Source organism: Bacillus sp. FSL E2-8887 (assembly GCF_038007205.1).
Taxonomy (GTDB): Bacteria; Bacillota; Bacilli; order Bacillales; family Bacillaceae_G; genus Bacillus_A; species Bacillus_A mycoides.
This window is the reverse complement of sequence record NZ_JBBOWS010000003.1, coordinates 15,873-33,520: the sequence shown is the minus strand read 5'-3', so window position 1 is coordinate 33,520 and position 17,648 is coordinate 15,873. Positions and strand designations below refer to the sequence as shown.

Annotated in this window: 20 protein-coding genes; 19 read left to right on the top strand and 1 reads right to left on the bottom strand. The window is 34.0% G+C overall.

The features are described from left to right. Window positions 1-3: 3 nt before the first annotated feature. The 12 genes from NSQ08_RS29320 (at window position 4) to NSQ08_RS29265 (ending at window position 12,146) form a co-directional block, all read left to right on the top strand. Window positions 4-273 (top strand): hypothetical protein, encoded by a 270-nt coding sequence (locus NSQ08_RS29320; protein WP_044440889.1) that lies wholly within the window; start codon window positions 4-6, stop codon window positions 271-273. Between the two features lie 13 nt (window positions 274-286). Continuing rightward, the gene (locus NSQ08_RS29315) at window positions 287-865 is read left to right on the top strand and encodes a MerR family transcriptional regulator (protein ID WP_078203790.1); all 579 of its coding nucleotides are present in this window, start codon (window positions 287-289) and stop codon (window positions 863-865) included. 21 nt (window positions 866-886) lie between these two features. Then, window positions 887-1,783, top strand: coding sequence for a hypothetical protein (locus NSQ08_RS29310; protein ID WP_340780585.1), 897 nt, complete (start codon window positions 887-889; stop codon window positions 1,781-1,783). A 259-nt stretch (window positions 1,784-2,042) separates the two neighbouring features. Next, complete coding sequence (locus NSQ08_RS29305; RefSeq protein ID WP_002156580.1) at window positions 2,043-2,303, top strand: hypothetical protein; 261 nt, start codon at window positions 2,043-2,045, stop codon at window positions 2,301-2,303. After that, window positions 2,296-3,489, top strand: a complete 1,194-nt coding sequence (mobP2, locus tag NSQ08_RS29300; RefSeq protein ID WP_340780584.1) for a MobP2 family relaxase — start codon at window positions 2,296-2,298, stop codon at window positions 3,487-3,489. The genes NSQ08_RS29305 and mobP2 overlap by 8 nt, the downstream gene beginning before the upstream one ends. Next, window positions 3,490-3,927 carry a hypothetical protein gene (locus tag NSQ08_RS29295; protein WP_289405429.1) on the top strand — a complete coding sequence of 146 codons (438 nt, stop codon included), beginning with the start codon at window positions 3,490-3,492 and terminating at the stop codon, window positions 3,925-3,927. Between the two features lie 42 nt (window positions 3,928-3,969). Then, complete coding sequence (locus tag NSQ08_RS29290) at window positions 3,970-4,245, top strand: hypothetical protein (protein ID WP_061530243.1); 276 nt, start codon at window positions 3,970-3,972, stop codon at window positions 4,243-4,245. Further along, complete coding sequence (locus NSQ08_RS29285) at window positions 4,238-7,477, top strand: LPD25 domain-containing protein (protein WP_340780583.1); 3,240 nt, start codon at window positions 4,238-4,240, stop codon at window positions 7,475-7,477. The genes NSQ08_RS29290 and NSQ08_RS29285 overlap by 8 nt, the downstream gene beginning before the upstream one ends. Before the next feature lie 143 nt (window positions 7,478-7,620). Beyond that, entirely contained in the window at window positions 7,621-7,755 is a 135-nt protein-coding gene (locus tag NSQ08_RS29280; protein WP_340780582.1) for a hypothetical protein, read from the top strand. Window positions 7,756-7,770: 15 nt separating this feature from the next. After that, the gene (locus tag NSQ08_RS29275; protein WP_340780581.1) at window positions 7,771-10,428 is read left to right on the top strand and encodes a type IA DNA topoisomerase; all 2,658 of its coding nucleotides are present in this window, start codon (window positions 7,771-7,773) and stop codon (window positions 10,426-10,428) included. 85 nt (window positions 10,429-10,513) lie between these two features. Continuing rightward, on the top strand, window positions 10,514-11,491 hold the full coding sequence (locus NSQ08_RS29270) for a DUF3991 and TOPRIM domain-containing protein (RefSeq protein WP_340780580.1): 978 nt from the start codon (window positions 10,514-10,516) through the stop codon (window positions 11,489-11,491). Next, a complete protein-coding gene (locus NSQ08_RS29265) occupies window positions 11,484-12,146 on the top strand; it encodes a restriction endonuclease (RefSeq protein WP_098815942.1) in 663 nt (220 codons plus the stop codon). The genes NSQ08_RS29270 and NSQ08_RS29265 overlap by 8 nt, the downstream gene beginning before the upstream one ends. Window positions 12,147-12,360: 214 nt before the next feature. On the opposite strand, the gene NSQ08_RS29260 is transcribed toward NSQ08_RS29265, so the two are convergent. Then, entirely contained in the window at window positions 12,361-12,513 is a 153-nt protein-coding gene (locus NSQ08_RS29260) for a hypothetical protein (protein ID WP_000290205.1), read from the bottom strand. A 115-nt stretch (window positions 12,514-12,628) separates the two neighbouring features. Here NSQ08_RS29260 and NSQ08_RS29255 point away from each other — a divergent pair, with 115 nt between their 5' ends. From NSQ08_RS29255 to NSQ08_RS29225, 7 genes are all read left to right on the top strand, one after another. Then, the gene (locus NSQ08_RS29255; protein ID WP_000440213.1) at window positions 12,629-12,817 is read left to right on the top strand and encodes a hypothetical protein; all 189 of its coding nucleotides are present in this window, start codon (window positions 12,629-12,631) and stop codon (window positions 12,815-12,817) included. A gap of 29 nt (window positions 12,818-12,846) precedes the next feature. After that, the gene (locus NSQ08_RS29250; RefSeq protein ID WP_340780579.1) at window positions 12,847-13,107 is read left to right on the top strand and encodes a hypothetical protein; all 261 of its coding nucleotides are present in this window, start codon (window positions 12,847-12,849) and stop codon (window positions 13,105-13,107) included. A gap of 429 nt (window positions 13,108-13,536) precedes the next feature. Next, window positions 13,537-13,815, top strand: coding sequence for an AbrB/MazE/SpoVT family DNA-binding domain-containing protein (locus NSQ08_RS29245; RefSeq protein ID WP_002193623.1), 279 nt, complete (start codon window positions 13,537-13,539; stop codon window positions 13,813-13,815). Window positions 13,816-14,103: 288 nt separating this feature from the next. Then, on the top strand, window positions 14,104-14,439 hold the full coding sequence (locus NSQ08_RS29240; protein ID WP_002130394.1) for a hypothetical protein: 336 nt from the start codon (window positions 14,104-14,106) through the stop codon (window positions 14,437-14,439). A 27-nt stretch (window positions 14,440-14,466) separates the two neighbouring features. Next, on the top strand, window positions 14,467-14,655 hold the full coding sequence (gene hfq / locus NSQ08_RS29235) for an RNA chaperone Hfq (RefSeq protein ID WP_316281189.1): 189 nt from the start codon (window positions 14,467-14,469) through the stop codon (window positions 14,653-14,655). Between the two features lie 1,127 nt (window positions 14,656-15,782). Continuing rightward, window positions 15,783-16,592: a toll/interleukin-1 receptor domain-containing protein gene (locus NSQ08_RS29230; protein ID WP_340780578.1), complete on the top strand. Its 810-nt coding sequence runs from the start codon at window positions 15,783-15,785 to the stop codon at window positions 16,590-16,592. Window positions 16,593-16,624: 32 nt separating this feature from the next. Then, entirely contained in the window at window positions 16,625-17,278 is a 654-nt protein-coding gene (locus tag NSQ08_RS29225) for a hypothetical protein (RefSeq protein WP_316281186.1), read from the top strand. The last annotated feature ends 370 nt before the right edge of the window (window positions 17,279-17,648 follow it).

The window sequence follows — 17,648 nt, the reverse complement described above, 5'->3', positions numbered from 1 at the left end:
ACAATGAAATTAATAGAAGCACCAGTTAAGGGATTTGAAAATGCAGTTATAAAACCATCGAATTATTTGATTGAAAAAGATGGTGATAATTTTCTATTACATCGGGAATTGAAAGCAAACGAGATAGCACACTTTATAGAGCACAATATATTTGACTATGAAGGGAAAACATATTTATGGGTGGTAGCAAATTTCCCTTCAGAAGAAGCGGCTAAAACAGGAATACAATCCTACTGGAATGCTACTAAACAACTAAACGATATTACGAAGTAAAGGAGGAATGGATATGAAAGATAAACGAAAATCTTTGTTTATTGTGTTTGTCATTTTAGTTGTAGGTGTGACAGCTTTTAATATCTATTTGAGCAAAAAATCAATGAGTGATGGAAAGGAAAAACAGTTAAAACTTTCAAATGAATTACTAACAAAACAAAATGAAGACTTAAAAAAACGACTGGATAAGGTGCTTCCTTCCGCACAAGAACAACAGAGAAGGACGTACTTATCGACAGCCGAAACGTTCATTCAATTATCATTTCACCGAGAAAAAGAAGGATACAGTGAGCGAAAAGAAAAAGCAAAATCCATTATGAGTGAAGAACTTTTACAACAATTTTATCCAACTGATAAATACGAATTAGGAGATACGTATAAAACGAAACCAATAGAAATGAAGTTTTATTTACAAGAAAATGAACCCGATAAAGAGGAAGTAAATGTGTTAGCTGAATTTATAAATGTCACGACAGATTCAACGCAAAACCGAGAAGAAAAAGTAAACAATGTGTTACGAATCATCATGAAAAAAGAAAAGGAAACATGGCGAGTTACAAGTGTGGAAGAGTTAAATATGAAAGTTTTATAACGAAAAAGGTGGGGTGAGAGTGTGATAGGTGCAATTGGTAAGAAGAGTGAAAGAATCAATCTAAGAAAAAATAAGTCGTGGATCTACTTAACGATTATCAGCTTTCTATTTTTGGGTTTTTTCGCTTTCTTGACATCTAAAATTTACATGCCAAACGATGAAAAACTATTCCATACAGAGACAAATAAAGTAATTAAGTTGTCGGGTATGGGGAAATTGATTGTAGAACAAAGGGAATACAATCCACACAAAAACTTTATGCAAATTCGCTTTCGAATAGAAGGGTATGAGGAAACAGGATTTACGTTTAAAGCACAAGAAAAAGCAAAGTCTGGTGTTCAATTACCTGTCAAAGTGTTGTATGAAGAGAACGGAAATTATGTGGTGGAAGTAACAGAGTTATCTCCGAATTGGGGAGCGTTAGCTTTCGATATTTACAATAAAAACGGTGAAAAAGAACAAATGGATATTCGTAAATTCACGCAAGATGTTAACGAATATGAAGAAGAGAATGCATCAACAAAAAGTCCGAATAAACTCGTTCAAACGATTTTTACCGATCAGAGAAAAATAAAAGCAAATGATGAATTGTTAGCTGAAGATAAAAAAACATATGAGCTAGATTTTATAGAAAGAGACAAAAAAGATATCGAAACAAAAATCAAAAATTATGGGAAAGCAATCAAACTGGAAGAAGAAAATGCGAAGACAGTCTATGAAAAAGTAAAAGAATTAAAAGATGAAATGAAGTACCAAACTGAAGCGGAAAAAACGGAAACACAATCTAAAATAGCATCCTTAGAATCTAAAATAAAGTCATCAGAAAAGAACGTCGAATTGTTTAAAGGGGAACAAAAAATTGCACGAGATAAAATCAAAAAATTAGAAGAAAAGGCAAAAGAAATTAATAAAAAGTGAAAAAAGTCATGTCGTGAGTGAGTCTACATCAGTGGATTTTGTATCGTGAGTGAGTCCACATCACGAAAGAATGAGTCGTGAGTGAGTCTACATTAGAGGATTTTGGGTCGTGAGTGAGTCTACACCTAAAAGCTTTTCTTGCCCCCACCGTTTCGCTAGGCTCCGCCTAGCCCCACACCCTCGGTGGGGGCAGAAACCCCTTATGCTCTTCTCACTATTTTTGGTTCTCTACCCACAATTGCAGAAAGGAGCGGAAATTGTGAATCTAAAAATAAGAGATATAGATCCAGTTGCCTTAAAGAAAATAGATGAAATTGCAAAGGAAAAGGGAATATCCAGGCAAAAGTTTTTGAAAGCTCAAATTGAAATGCTGGCATTTTTTCAACAACAAAATAAAAGGGAAATGGAATTAGAAAATCTTATCGAAAAGAACATCCATATGATGAGTGATTGTTATAGCGCGATGGAAAAAATGAATGAATTTATTCAAATGATGATGCAGGATGTTGAAAATGAGTAATGCCGTTCCTGTTCAGTCTTCCATCACACCAGGTGTTGTTTTAAAAACGAAATTTGTGTTACCAAGTTCAGATGTTTTTCAGAACTATATTGAGTATGTAGATCGGGAGGAAGCGAAAAGTGAAGTGAAGCTGAATCCGAAAATGTTTGAAACGTATCAAGACTATATGGGGAATTCAGAAAAGACATCGGCATTATTTACAGAACACGCAAATCGTTTAACAGAAAGTGAGAAAAAGTCCTTAAAGGAAATGTTTAAAACCGCTCATGAGAATGGAAGTATCATGTGGCAAGATGTCATTTCTTTTCATAATCCCTGGTTAGAGAAACAAGGAATTTATGATGAGAAAACAAAAACGTTGGATGAAAAAAAGCTAATGGATGTAACACGACTTGCGATGAAGGAAATGCAGAAAAGAGAGGGGTTGGATAAAAGCTCTATCTGGTCGGCAGCCATTCATTTTAATACGGATAATATTCACATTCATGTGGCAACTGTTGAACCATTTCCAACGAGAGAACGTGGTAAAAGAAAACCAAAAACATTAGATGCGATGAAGGGGAAAGTCGTAAATAATCTATTAGATCGTAAGCAGGAACAAAAACAAATTAATGATCTGATTCGAAACAATATGGTGGGAAGGAAAAAAGAGGATTCCGTTTTTGATTGGCGTAATCAACATCTGAAACCGTTGTTTTTACAAATCTATAAACAGTTACCAAGTGATAAAAGACAGTGGCAATATAGCTACAATACGATTCAACCATTAAAGCCGGAAATAGATAAATTAAGCAGTCGATATATTGAACATCATCATAAAAAAGATTACGATCAGTTTCTCCAAAAGTTAGATAAAGAAGTGCAAGTTTTTAAAGAAGCATATGGCGAAGGAAAGTATGATAAGAAGCAATATGAAAATTACAAGACGAATAAAATTAATGACTTGTATAAAAGAATGGGTAACGCCTTTTTACAAGAAATGAAGGCATATGATAAAGAACAAAAGAGAATCCATCACATGAAAAAATCAAAGCCGTTTCAAAAATTTCAACAGAATGTATCTATTCAGTATTCTATGAGAAAAGTGGAACGTGCTTTTAAAAGTGAATATGAGAGTTGGAAGAACCAAAAGTATTATGAGCGTATGCAAAAAGAAAGTGCATATCAAAATGAGAGGGGTTATTAAATGAAAGACTTTCGCATGCAAATTACATTGGATGAGGAAACAGATACGTATATTAAAGATTACATGGAAGAACACAACATCAGATATAACGGTGAAGCAATTGTTAGGATTTGTAGAGAACATCAAGCATCAAAAAGTACAGAATGGTCATTGAATTATATTTCCGAAATTGTATCAAAAAATCTACACGATGTGTTGAAAAATGAATTAACAAAAATTCGTCTCGGTGCAAATAGTGCGGATAGAAATACACAAGTTTTAATCGAATTAATGAATGGATACTTTTTTGCTAATGACTTGGATTTAGAAAGTATCATTACAACCGATAAAATAGAAGTCGGTGGCGTGAAGATAGCAAAAGAAGTCGTAGCGGAACGGATTAGTCATGCAAGACAAAAACGTATAGATCACGAGGCATCAAAGAACAATGTAACATAAGCTACATTGTTTCTTTTTATAAAAAAACAGGAGGTCATTAGGATGTTATTATTTCACGAAGATATCGCATTAGGGGTCATTAAAGAGGTTGGAGAAGGTGAACTTGTTTTACTTGTAAAAGAGGAAGAACTAACAATCAAAATTACACGAGAACAAGAGGAAGAACTTGCAGTCCATGTCATGAATCAAGAAAATATGTTAGTTCCGGTTAATGTAAAAACTCATGAGCTTTTCTTTGATACAGCTGAGAGATGGAATGAAGAAGAAATGGAGGAATTACAAAAAGCGAGTGAAAGAGTAGGAGAAGATCATGAGTAAAAGTTATAAGAAAAAGTATCAAACGAAATCACCAGAAGAAAAGAAAGAAGCGGTGCAAGCTTTAACAAAAAAGATGGAAAAAAGCGTAGAAGGTTATTTTCGTACACCGGGAGATTTGAAAGAGTATTTATCGTTTATGGCAAAGTTTTATCATTATTCACCATCTAATATTTCACTAATACAGAGTCAATTCGAGGGAGCCAGGGCAGTGGGTTCCTTTTCTTTTTGGAAAGAAAAAGGATTTCCAGTTAAGAAGGGTGAGAAAGGAATTAAAATCCTTGTTCCAAACCGAACTGTAGCAAAGTTCAAAGACAAAGAAGGCACTTGGAAAACAGTAACTAAAGCAAGTGAGGAAGAGAAAAAACAAATCGAATCTAAAAGCGTAGAAGTGATACCTGGTCGCTTATATTTTGCTGTGGGTCATGTGTTTGATGCGTCTCAAACAAGTGCAACAGCAAAAGATCTACCTCGTATTTTTCCGAATCGTTGGCTAGAAGGGAGCGTTACAGATTACCAGAGTTTGTATAAAGGAATGGAAGCCATTGCGGAAAAAAACGGTGTGAAAATTATTGCGCCAAAATCAGAACTGGGTGTTGCAAAAGGTGTGAGCTATACCCTAACAAAAGAGGTTGCTTTGAATCCTAGAAACAGTGAATTACAAAATGTAAAAACACTTCTTCACGAATTGGCACACGCTAAACTTCATACAGCAGAGACACATATGAATTACACAGCACCAGAAAAAGAGTTCCAAGCAGAAATGACGGCTTATGCCGTTTCTTCTTATTTTGGGATTGATACAAGCGAATATTCTTTAGGGTATCTAGCAAGCTGGACACAAGGAAAAGAAATGAAAGATAAAACGAAGTTGTTGAAAGAAGTACATGAAACTTCAATTGAATTTATCGAAACAATTGAAAGCACGTTGGAAAAAGAAAAAGAAAAAATAAACGAAAAAGGAGTAGATCATATGGCAAAACAAGTGTCTGAAAATAAAGATGGAAATGTAAGAGACAATTTCGAAATTTTAACAGGCATTCAACAAAATGCGCAGCGACTTATTGATGAAAGGCTAGGATTAAATTTTGAAAAACATTGGGAAAACTATGAAATTCAACTTTCAGAAGATAGTCGTGTATTAGAAGAAATAAACCCTAATGTTCGTTTGAATTTAAGGGAGATGGAACAGATCGTTTATGAATTTGGTACAAACAGAGAACAAGATGCACTTAAAAAAATTACAGATACGTTAGAACCATATTATGAAGCTGATTTGTTAGGAGATAGTTTCAATGATATACCACTTGCTAGGGTTTCGTTAGATCGTGAAAAGAGTTTAAAAGTCGATTGTGTTAATGAGTATGTGAAAGAAAATCATAAGGATTTTTGGTTTCAAAATTCAGTGAGCCTAGCTTTGAATGTAATTAATCACCGAATTTCAACAGCGCATAAAGAAGTAATGAATAATGATATTGAATATAAAGGACTATATCCAAAAGACGAATCAGAAGTGATTTATTGCCAAGAAACAGGTAAGCCATTACAGCAAAATGAAGAAGTTTTTCATGTTGAGGGTCATGGATATACAGTAGCAGAAGAGGCAAGTTTTAAAGGTCTAGATAAAGAGGATGGGTATTATACAACGATTGAATATGAACATGTAGAAGAAAAAATACTTGCACCAATTGGACTAGAAAAAAACGATCAACCTAGTCTTGTAAATGAAAAACAGAATGAAAAAAATATTTTACTAGTGGAATACATGAGTTTAAGTAATACGACACAAGAGCTTGTTTCTGTTGCAGAGTTAAGGGAGCAAGCAGATAGAAATCGAGCGTTTGAGCCTGTAGAAGGTGGAGAAAAATTGAGTGATAAGGAATATATAGATGCATTTAACGTAGCAAATCAAGAAAAGTATGCAGCACTAAATCAGGATGAAATGAATCGACCAACTATGTTAGTTCAATGGAGCGACAACGAAAATTTTAAGGCTAATCAACTGATCCCATTTGGTGAAGCCAATGAAAAAATGTCTGAAGTCATTTCAGATATTGAAAAAGTAAGAGAGGTAGCCAGAGAAAGAGGTGAATCCGTCCCATACGATCAAGCTCGTTATCATATCGCCATTCCAAAAGAAGTCGATAGGGATTTTGGGAGAATGGAGCTTGTGAGTATGGATCGTATGAATATGGGAGATGGGGACTACAAGACACCGTATGAACAAGTATTAAACGAGAAAAGGTATCTATCGGATGAAGTAAAACAAGCGTTACGAGATGAAGTAGTAAATTATAGAAATAATAAAGAAATACCGATGGAAAAAGAACAGGAAAGTACATTAGAAAGCTTGAAAGAGGCACCTACTCATTTAGTTACAATTGAAGTGTTGGCGAAGGATATGCAAGATGAAGAGGTTGCAAGAATCCACATGATGGATGGTGTTACAAAAGATATTAATTATTTATCGGTATGGAACCAAGATAAAACAGATCCGGAAGATTTATATGTTTCCCTAATGGAAAAGAACGGGAAACGAGAAAATGTCTATTTGGATAATATTTTGAAGCCAGATTTATATGAAAAAGTTCAAAATTCTATTTTTGATGGAAGAGTAAATTTATCATTTGTCATTCATGAAAAGGATGCAAATATGAGTCTAGATGAAATCGTAAAAGATGAACGGTATGGACTCTTAGTTGATAAAGCGGAGGAACAAAAAGATCACACATTTAATGAAAAAGAAGTGGAACTGTATAAAGAAATGAAGAAGGATGGATATGCACCTATTGCATCTCTAGATCAACAAATTCAGCCTTTAAAAGAAAAGGAGCCAACTACGTTAGATAAGGATTTAAGCCGAAAATTTGAAGCGTACAGACGTTCACAATATGAAGAAACACCAGATGATATTGATAGTATTGTCACTCGTGTAAAAGCTGAAGAGCGATATTATACAACAAAGTATGTTTCGATTGATAATGAGCTGGTAAGCCAGGAACACGTTGTGAAATTAGAGAACCAGGTGAATGAGAAGCTTGGGAAAGAAGGAATAACGGTGAATCAGTCTACAACTTCAAAGGAAATGGATGTAGATAAAAAATTTCAGCCTTTAAACGGAAAACAAACGAATAATAAAGAAAAAGACAAGGAGCCAGAGCCAGGTAATGTAGAACAGTCGAAGGCTACAAAGAAATCAAGTAGAAAAAAAGAAACAATGGAAATGGAACGATGAAAAATTTTATAAATGGTAAATCAGATTAAATCATTTTTTGTTACTCAATTGAGAAACGGAAAGTGATTTTTTTATATCTAAAAATGAAAGAGGGTAAAAGGAAAGCCCTCTTTCTCATTTGTAAAACGAAAGGAGCGAATGTCATGAATGTATTGCTGTTTGGGGGCTGTATGTTCCTTGTAGCTGTCTTTTTGAACATATTGTTATTATTCGGTCACAGAGTAATGAAAAAGCGGAGAAATAAGAAATGGAAGCGTGAAACTGAAATTACAGATTAATAGGAGGTATTACGTATGGGGAAAACATTGTTTATTGCAGAAAAGCCGAAAGTAGCTGTTGAATTATTAAAATCACCTAGATTTAGAAACTCACAAAAGCATCCAGGAAGCAAGCCATATTATGGCTACTATGAAAATGAAAATTACATTATTAGTTGGTGCCGAGGGCATTTATTAGAACTAAAATATCCGGAGGAAATGGATGAAAGATACAAAGAATTTAATTTTAATCACTTGCCAATTATTTTAGAGCCGGAATATAAAGCGAAATCAGATAGTCTTGAACAAATTGAAATACTGGTTAAGTTGTTAAATCGTCCCGATGTAGATCATGTGGCAAACGCTTGTGACGCGGATAAGGAAGGTGAGCTTATCTATCGTGAAATAGTTGAATATGCAGGTGTGAACAAGCGAGAATCTCGCCTTTTTATCTCTTCCTATGAGGCCGCAGAGTTAGAGGGAGCATTGAACCGATTAGAACCAGGAAAAGACTATGAAGCACTTGCTCAATCGGCTAAAGCAAGGCAATACCTGGACTATATTCTAGGAATTAATGTTACGAGAGGCTGTACATCAAAACTAGCAAAAAACCAATTCTTATTGGCTTCTGGTCGTGTTCAAATGTGTATCTTGAATGAAATCCGTCAAAGGGAAATTGCAATTCAAAACTATAAAGAACAAACCTATTACAATTTGAAGCTACTAACCGAAAATGGTTTATCACCAGTAATGAAAACAGAAGAACAACGGATAGATCCATCGCTACTACAAAAGCTTGGAGATAGCTTGAAAGGAACGGATGCAATCGTAACGGAATTTAAAGAAAGTACGAGAAAAAAGAAACCAAAATTATTGTATAACTTAACTGACATTTACAAAGATGCTCACGCCAAACTGAAGATAAATGCGGAAACAGCAAAGAAACATATTCAGAGTTTGTATGAAGAAGGTTTTATTACTTACCCTCGCTCTTCATCTAGGCATTTACCCACTGAGCAAGTGGAACGAGTGAAGGAAGTAATGGCAGCGTTAGAAAAAAGCTCCTATGCAAATCTTGTACAACAAGTAATCCCATCTTCTATTACGAAAAAACACTCTACATTTAATGATGAATTAGTCAGTAGTCACTTTGCCATCATCCCAACAACAAAATTATATGTCGGGACCAACCGAAATCCATTAGAAAAACAGTTATATGACTTGATTGTAAAACGATTTATCGGGAATTTTATGAAACCAGCAATCTATCTGGTGAGAGAAGTACATTTTATAGATCAAGAGGGCAACACATACAGTACAAAAGAAAAGATCCTACAAGAGAAAGGGTTTCTAAGTGTGTTTCAAGAGGATATAGAAGAGGGATCAGTTGAAGCATTTCAGATACCTATTTTACGAGAAGGAGATTCTTTCAGAATCGTTCAGTATGACTTGATTGAGTCTCGAACCAAGAAACCAGCCTTTCATACGGAAAGTTCCATTTTAACCTTTATGGAGACAGCAGGGCGTAAATTAGATGATGAACATTTGAAAGAACTTATGAAAGGAAAACGGATTGGGACAGTCGCAACGGAAGAAACGTTTATTCCGAAATTGTTAGAGCGAAGCTATATTGATGTTACCAACAGTCAGATTCGAACCACTAATATTGGTCGTGCGTTTATAGATGCTTTTCCGGTAGATGAAATCAAAAATCCAGCTTATACGGCTGAAATGGAAGGGATGATCTACATGATCGAAAAGAAAGAAATGAAATATGAGGAATTCGTAGAGCAAACAAATACGTTTGTAAAAGACACGGTGGAACAATTAGGCGCAATGGATGATAAGGTGTCGGATAGCATTATTAATACTTGGAATCAACAAATTGAAGTGTGTAAATGCCCTTGTAGAAAAGGAAAAATCCTTCATAAAGGCAATTTTTACGGGTGCAGTACTTATCCAGAATGTGAAATCTCCTTACCGAAAAAAATTAAAGAAAAAGCGATTCCGGAAGCGCAGGCGAAAAAGCTGTTCGAAGATAAGAAAACAGATCTTTTAAAAGGATTTAAGTCCAATGAGAAAGAGTTTGCCGCTTATTTAGTGTTACATGAAGGAAAAGTAAAATTTCAGTTCCCAACACAAGAGGAGCTGTCATTTGGTAAATGTCCAAAATGTAAAAAAGGGGATATGCTTCATCGTAAAACATTTTATGGATGTACGGAGCATAAAAATGGATGTGATTTTATGTTACCAGCCAAGATGAAAGGGAAAGCAATCCCTGGTAATCAGATGAAAAAGTTAATTCAATATAAAACAACGGATTTTATCAACGGCTTTCAAGGAGAAAAGGGAGAATTTACAGCAGCTATCTATATGGAAGCGGACAGAAGTTTGAAATTCCGTTTTCCAACGACTGAAGATCGTACCATTGGTAAATGTCCATTATGTAAGAGTAGAGTTCTTGTAGGGAAGAGTAACTACTTATGTGAGAAATACAAAAAAGGCTGTGACTTCATTATTTTTGGTACATTCTCTGGTAAAAATCTAAGTAGTAACCACGTGAAAAAGTTATTAGAAAAGAATGTAACGGATCAGATTAAAGGGTTTATCTCGAACAAAAACGGGAAAAAATTTGACGCTCGTTTATCATACAGCGTACAGGAGAAGCGATTAAAATTCTTATTTGGCAAATAAAAATTGAATGTATGTAAAAGAGGACTAGGAAACGGAATAGTCCTCTTTTTTATTTCATTTTATAGAGTAAAGGGGGGATTCCGTAATGGCACGTGTCAGTACGGAGGATGCGATGAAAGCAAGAAAAGTTGACTTGATTTCATATCTGGAAGCAAAAGGAGAAACGTTTAAGAAAGAGGGAAACTATTACCGTCATACGGAACATGACAGTCTCATCGTTAAAGGGAATCAATACGCCTGGAATAGTCGAGGGGAAAAAGGATATGGAGCGATTAGCTTTGCGATGATGTACTATGAAATGACATTTCCGCAAGCTGTATTAGACATCAATAACGGGGATTACAAAGAGCTTGATCGTTCAAAAGCTGAAGAGGAACGCAAAAAAGAGCAGCAGCCTTTTAGTTATCCAAAACACTTAGAGGTGCCGAAACAAACAGAAATCAAGCAATACTTAATTGATGAGCGGAAAATAGATCCTCGCCTGGTGAACTGGCTGATTAAAAAGGATCTTATCGTCCAGGATAAGAAAAATAATGTCGTGTTCAAATGGAGAGAAGAAGGTGGCAAAGGGCAAATAATTGGAATGAACCGTCAAGGCACTGTAAAAATGGAGAATAAAAGAGGCAGCTTTAAACAAATCGTCCCGAATTATGAAAAAATCAATGCAGGTTTTACGGTTGATGTGGGTAAGCCGGATAAGATCTATTTTTATGAAGATCCAATCGACATGTTATCTCATTGGAGCATTAAACAAAATAATATCCAAAACGCTCGCCTGGTTTCTATGCATGGATTAAAGTCAAAAACAGTGATTCAATCTTTAATGGATGCGAAAAAAGAAGGGCACGATATTAAAGAGGTCATAATGGCAGTTGATAATGATAAGGCTGGGAAAGAATTCATTCAGACAATGAAATGCTTTGTAGATCTTAAAGAGGATATTCCAACGAATGAAAAAGATTGGAACGATGTCCGGAAGAAACAAGTGAGTGAGCAACAGGCAAAAGAAACAGCCCAACCAAAGAAAATGAAACCAATTAAAGAGGTGGAGCGAAGTGTCTAATCTACCAGAAATGCCAAACATATTACAAATTTTGATGTATGGTTTTATCCTGTATGTTCTTTTTCGTATTTGTAAATTCATGTACCGGAAGATCCAGGAGCGAAGAATATTAAAGCGAATGGCTAAGTCTGGTATTCGTTATATAGATAAAATGGACGGACATCAATTCGAAGTATACCTAAAAGCTCTCTTTCGAGAGTTGGGTTATTCTCCAACAGTCACAAAGCAGTCAAATGATTTCGGAGCGGATCTGGTATTGAAGGGGAAAAATCGTATTGTAATCCAGGCGAAACGCTATGGGATGAAAAATAGAGTCGGCATTAGTGCCGTACAAGAGATATATGCAGCACAAGCCTATTACAAAGCAAATGAGGGCTGGGTTGTAACGAACAGTGTGTATACAAGGCAGGCAAAAGAATTAGCGGAAGCTTGTCATGTCAAACTAATAGATCGTGTAGAACTTCAGAAATTGATTAATAAAATCAATCCCGAATATTCGGCTGAAGATGTGTATCAAGGGGTAAAACCTGCAGAACGGAAATGTCCAACATGTAAACATGATTTAGTCGTTCGTAATTCAAATAAAACAGGAAATAAGTTTTTTGGCTGTTCACAATATCCGACATGTACACATACAGAACCAATCAATACGTGAGCTGTGATGAAAATCCGGCTCTTTTTTCATTTGTTTAAAGAATTCTTGAAAAAAATCAGTTTAACTAAAAAATGACCCTTCAGATTTAGTTGTATGAGGTTTTGATGTGTTTATTAATATAATAAGTCATATTTGTTATAAAAACGCATGTAAAGGTAGAGAGGGAATTTAAATGCGTTTTTAGGTTTTTTAGGAAAAATAAAAAGGGTAGCCATTATTTACGACTTAACCCTTTGTCTACGATCTGACGAATTGCTTCGTTTCGGTTCTTCAGCTTATTTTCATGCCAATAATTTTCAATTTGTTCTACTTGTTCTTTTGTAAAAGTAACTAAAATTTGAGTGTACTTGTCTTTATTAACAGCCATATTACAACCTCCTTTATAAAAATAATTATAAGTTATATAACTTATATTGACAACTAGAAAAATGAGTAATAGAATGGTTATATAAGTTATATGACTTGATTGAGGAGGTTATTACATGGAACGAAAAGTTAAAAAGATGATGGCTGATCTTCAATTTATTATGAATCATGGTCAAATAAGTGTAGATTTTATGGATCTAGGATATAAAAGAATGCTTTTTAGTGCATTAGAAGCTACCGGAAAAAGGTTTAATGTGCATACCAATGAACATAATGAAACAACCTTGTTCTTAGAGTTAGTTTAGTAAATTTACGCAATGAGGAGCTGTTAATAATGGAGCAGTTAACTATTTTTGACGTAATGGATGAAACTAAAAATAAGCTTTATGAGGTATTAGAGAAAAATGGATTGAATTATAAAATTCATAAATACTATTTATATTCGAATTATGAAGGGGCTGTTCAGTATTATTATATAAGAACAACTGATAATACAATTATTGATTTGTGTCTCTCGGATTTTCCAGAAGTCTTCGCTGTCCATGAAGGATTTAGCGATAAACAAATTAGAAAGATTTACAACTGGAACTTATAAGCTATATAAATAACAAATTTAATTATTGGAGGAATGGAAAATGAAAATTGGTGTATCTGAGTGGAAAGCATTGAAAAGAGAGACAAAGTTAAAGCTATTGCGCTATGCGATGTTAGAAAGTAAGTATAAGTATGCAAAATAAAAGCTCTTCATTTGCAAAAGCAAACAAAGAGCAAAAGTCTGAGTGACTGTCGAGGAAAGAAATTAGCAGATTTCTTTCCTCTATATTTTAACATATAAAGAGTTGTAGAGAAAAGGGGCGTGTAGAATGGAAGAAGGGCGTATTTCCTTTCAGCAAGGGTTTAAAGAATTTCTTATTATGATGGTCTGTTTTTGGTTCATTATGTTTCTCATGTATGGTGAAAGCCTGTTACAATAGTAAAGAATAAATTGGGTACAAATTGATAATGAAATGGGGAAATATGCTAGATGAAAGCAACCGGAGTAACTAGAAAAATAGATGAATTAGGGCGTGTAGTAATTCCAAAGGAACTTAGAAATACGCTTGGTATAAAAGAAAAATCACCATTAGAGATTTTTGTAGAAGGGGAAGACATCATTTTACAGAAGTATCAGCCTGGTCATGTTTGTGCATTAACAGGAGAAGTGTCAAATCGTAATATAGCATTAGCAAATGGCAAGATAACATTAAGTCTAGAAGGTGCAGAACTATTACTAAAAGAAGTAGAACAATATCTTGTAAAATAAGTGCTCCTTTCAAGGGGCTTTTTTGTAAGGGGAATAAATAATTTCACGTACCGTAATGTTTAATAAAAAACAAACTACATAAACAATAGTCTACATTTAATTTTGTGCCTAATTAATCCGCTTAATGAATTCCGTCTCGTCTGTTTTGGATACTATTTTATGTGAAATGGAGATATTATTTTTATTTCGTATAGATTTCTTGCGAAATATGTACCTAGAGCATATTTCGATTTAAATGTGATACGATAGTGATATATTCGTTTTGCTAGTAAAAGGGGATGAGTGTCGATGAAAAACCACATAAAAGTAAATGGAAAAATCCTTCAAACAAATAAAAAATGGTCACATCTCAAGCAAAGACAAAGACAACATATTTCTAATTGGTTACGTAGAGAATATACACAGTTTGTAAAAACACATTATAGAAAACCTAAAAAGTATGAACATGATGAGATTCTTCATGAAGTGATGAATCAAATACAGGAACGTGAAATTTGGATTCCTAATGGTGAAGTAAAAAGATATTATCTAAGCAAAATAGGAAAATGGTTTAGAAAAATAGAAAGTGAATGGGAATCACAAATATCCAACAGTGAAAAGCAGCAGGTATTAGAAGAAAAGTAAATACAAACAAACCAGGGGGCGCATTTTATGTTTAATTTACAAGAAGATATGTATGAACAATTAAAAGAGAAAAAAGAGGCAGTTACAGTATTTTTAAAGAATGGCGTTCCAGTACGTGGGAAGATCCTTGCAATGGATAAATTCACCGTTCTTATGATTGCTCATGGTAAACAACAACTAGTCTACAAGCAAGCAATTTCCACAATTCTTACGTAATTCTTTTTCCTTTTTTCGAGGGAAGAGGAAAAAACAAAAAAAAATAGAAGATTGAGATCAATCTTCTTCAAAAAAAGGAACAGATGACAGATTACTACTCCAACTCTTAATCAATTATATATAAGCGTATAGGAATATTCAATCCGTTCTGAATTTTCTCAACATATTTGTCTTATTTTTAAATTATAATAGGCGTACCGCCCGCATTTTAACAAAAATATACGCTAAGCAAAGCATTTAATCTCAAAAACATAGGTATTTGAGACAAAGTAACTTCAACTTAAAATAGCTTGAATAGTGTCTTAAAACTCATCTTTATATCAAAATCTCAATTCAAATTGTATTATTGAGTTTTGAAAATCCCTTAGAGTATAAAAACGCTATTTTAGTTTAGCTGTAGTAATTGACAAAAAAGGACCCGCTATAAATAGCAGGTCCTTTCCTAAAATGACAAAGAGTAACTCTTACCTTACTCTTCTCTGAATATAATATAATATTTTAATTAATAATGCAATATATTGATATAAAAAATATATGTATTTTTAAAAATGAGAATACGCCCTAGTGCGGCGCATGACTAGGGCATAAAAGTTAGTTGGTAAATATCTTCATAATTAATACTAACACATTATTTATATGTAATGTATCAAAATTATAATATTCGAATTCTTTTCTAAATGGGATGATTTAGTATATATTTGGACGTCTACACAAGGGGCAATTGAAGGAAAGCAATTTACCCAAGAAGAAATGATGCAATTTGCAGTGCATATGCGAGAAAAAAGAGAGAAGTCATCATTGCATTAATCAAAAGAAATGCTATTATAGTGAACAATGCATTATTTTAATTTATTAAAAAATTCACATAATTTTCATAGATGTGTTCTTTAAAAAGCAATATTTGTTATATAAGGGGTCCCGCCAACCAAATGACATAAAACCCACGCTAAGCAAATTTCGACATAAAATGAGACTAATTCCCTAATCTAAGAGAGATTCGGCTCTAATCTTTTAGGTAGCGCTACAATATTATAAGAATCCAATCTGTATGTTATGATTAAGTAGATACGCCAGTTTTTATATGAATAAATCCATCGCTATATAGTAAAAGAAAGGGGATTTTTTAGTTGGCAGAGCAAATAGAATCAATTTTTATAAGTCACGCCCATCGTGATGAAGAATATGTGAAGCAATTGGCAAATTTATTAACTATGATGGGAGTTCCGAATATAATATGCAGTTCACATCCTGACTACCGTATTCCAAATGATGTAGATATATATGATTATTTAAGTGAACATCTAAATGGAAATACATGGGTAGTATTTGTTCTATCTAAGAATTATTACAATAGTGAAGCTTGTTTAAATGAAATGGGTGCATGTTGGGTGCTGAAGAAGAAATATACCACAGTTCTTCTACCTAACTTTGATTTTAGGGAAATGAAGGGTGCTATAAACCCAAATAAATTATCTTTTAAACTAAACAATGATGTTAGATTGCGTGAATTTTTAGAAAGTGCAGCTAAAGAATTGGATTTACCAAAGAAACCAGAAAACTTCTTAGTTGATATATGCCAAGGTGCTATTGAAAAAGTAAATACTCTAGCGGGTGACGAAGAAAGAGATGAGAAAAGGATACAAGGAAGTGTTGAAGCGGTTAGAATTAACTCAGAAGACCAGTCAAAAATAGATGTCCTCCTCAGGTTATCAAATCCGCTTGAAGAAACGACTATAATTAATGTAATTAAAATTAATCTTACAGATGAAAAGGATGAAGTTTTAGAGTTAATCAAGCAACCAACATTAAAGTTATACCCTAATGAAAATAGGTTTGATATCTATACCTTCGACATAGGTGAATCAATGTATGATCCTATCTATAGAGATGAAAACAAAGAAAGTGTAAGTCTGCGCTGTGAAAAGCATGTTTGGTAGTTTGATATATTCAATAATAAGGAGTGAATATAATGAGAGTGCAGTTAAATGAAGAACAGCAAGCTCTACGCAAGTTTATAGAAGAAAAAGTTTCTTTAATACATAAATATTTTAATGCAAGCAAGGAAGATCGCCATGAAGCCAGCTTTGATTTCGAACGTGACGGAAGGGAAATGGCAGATGCAGCACATAAACTTCATATGCAATTAGATCCAAAACCAAAACATCACCGATACATGATCAAAAATCGTGGTGTGTCACCAGAAAATCCAGATTTCTACTATCATATCCATCCTGTGGAAGATTTACTAAGTTATTTAGATGATACAACTGCAAATGATGATCCTGTTGATAAAACATTAGGTGATACCTTTTTTATGAATATATATACTAGTAGATGGGGACATGAAGATAGATACGAACTAATAAGAAATGAAAAGGGATGGCGCGTCAACCACATTAGTTATGATGAACAAGGTGGAAAAGATGCAGAACCAATTCTTGGCTATGTATTGCGTCATGACAGTGTTTCGTATCCACGTGATTTAAGTTCTTTTATGGAAGATATCTGGGTCCGAGCTGAGGAAGAAGGATTGTCACATGATGAAGTACAAGATATGCTTAACAAAGTTGCTGACTGGATTTCTTTAACAGAGCGTAACCGACCAAATGATATTTCTCGATAATAATAAAAGACTTGGGAATCCCCAAGTCTTTTATTATTCCTTAGCGTACAAAAATTAGGGTTTTCACTTCCACAAAAAGGTCTTAACGTGGGTTTTATGTCATTTGGTTGGCGGAACCCCTATAATAAATTTGTCAAAGTAGTTTCTAAATAGTTTACCCTGTCATTTCTGTTAAGATGGTTTGTTTTGCCCTTGTAGTTACATTATCTCAAAGAGAACTTGTAGAAATTCCTACAAGTTCTCTTTGTTTTTCTAATAAAAACCGAATGTAAACTTTTATCCAAAAGTTTACATTCATTTCCCTTTAAACATTGACTTTTATCTAATTTCATTGATATGATAAAAATAGACAAAAAAGTATACATTCAAA

What these genes read in the sequence shown, in the direction of transcription:
- NSQ08_RS29255 (WP_000440213.1), top strand. Translation starts at nt 12,629, where the DNA reads ATGGAACGAAAAGTTAAAAAGATGATGGCTGATCTTCAATTTATTATG.
- NSQ08_RS29275 (WP_340780581.1), top strand. Translation starts at nt 7,771, where the DNA reads ATGGGGAAAACATTGTTTATTGCAGAAAAGCCGAAAGTAGCTGTTGAA.
- NSQ08_RS29315 (WP_078203790.1), top strand. Translation starts at nt 287, where the DNA reads ATGAAAGATAAACGAAAATCTTTGTTTATTGTGTTTGTCATTTTAGTT.
- NSQ08_RS29250 (WP_340780579.1), top strand. Translation starts at nt 12,847, where the DNA reads ATGGAGCAGTTAACTATTTTTGACGTAATGGATGAAACTAAAAATAAG.
- hfq (WP_316281189.1), top strand. Translation starts at nt 14,467, where the DNA reads ATGTTTAATTTACAAGAAGATATGTATGAACAATTAAAAGAGAAAAAA.
- NSQ08_RS29290 (WP_061530243.1), top strand. Translation starts at nt 3,970, where the DNA reads ATGTTATTATTTCACGAAGATATCGCATTAGGGGTCATTAAAGAGGTT.
- NSQ08_RS29245 (WP_002193623.1), top strand. Translation starts at nt 13,537, where the DNA reads ATGAAAGCAACCGGAGTAACTAGAAAAATAGATGAATTAGGGCGTGTA.
- NSQ08_RS29285 (WP_340780583.1), top strand. Translation starts at nt 4,238, where the DNA reads ATGAGTAAAAGTTATAAGAAAAAGTATCAAACGAAATCACCAGAAGAA.
- NSQ08_RS29260 (WP_000290205.1), bottom strand. Translation starts at nt 12,513, where the DNA reads ATGGCTGTTAATAAAGACAAGTACACTCAAATTTTAGTTACTTTTACA.
- NSQ08_RS29240 (WP_002130394.1), top strand. Translation starts at nt 14,104, where the DNA reads ATGAAAAACCACATAAAAGTAAATGGAAAAATCCTTCAAACAAATAAA.
- NSQ08_RS29295 (WP_289405429.1), top strand. Translation starts at nt 3,490, where the DNA reads ATGAAAGACTTTCGCATGCAAATTACATTGGATGAGGAAACAGATACG.
- NSQ08_RS29225 (WP_316281186.1), top strand. Translation starts at nt 16,625, where the DNA reads ATGAGAGTGCAGTTAAATGAAGAACAGCAAGCTCTACGCAAGTTTATA.
- mobP2 (WP_340780584.1), top strand. Translation starts at nt 2,296, where the DNA reads ATGAGTAATGCCGTTCCTGTTCAGTCTTCCATCACACCAGGTGTTGTT.
- NSQ08_RS29320 (WP_044440889.1), top strand. Translation starts at nt 4, where the DNA reads ATGAAATTAATAGAAGCACCAGTTAAGGGATTTGAAAATGCAGTTATA.
- NSQ08_RS29270 (WP_340780580.1), top strand. Translation starts at nt 10,514, where the DNA reads ATGGCACGTGTCAGTACGGAGGATGCGATGAAAGCAAGAAAAGTTGAC.
- NSQ08_RS29280 (WP_340780582.1), top strand. Translation starts at nt 7,621, where the DNA reads ATGAATGTATTGCTGTTTGGGGGCTGTATGTTCCTTGTAGCTGTCTTT.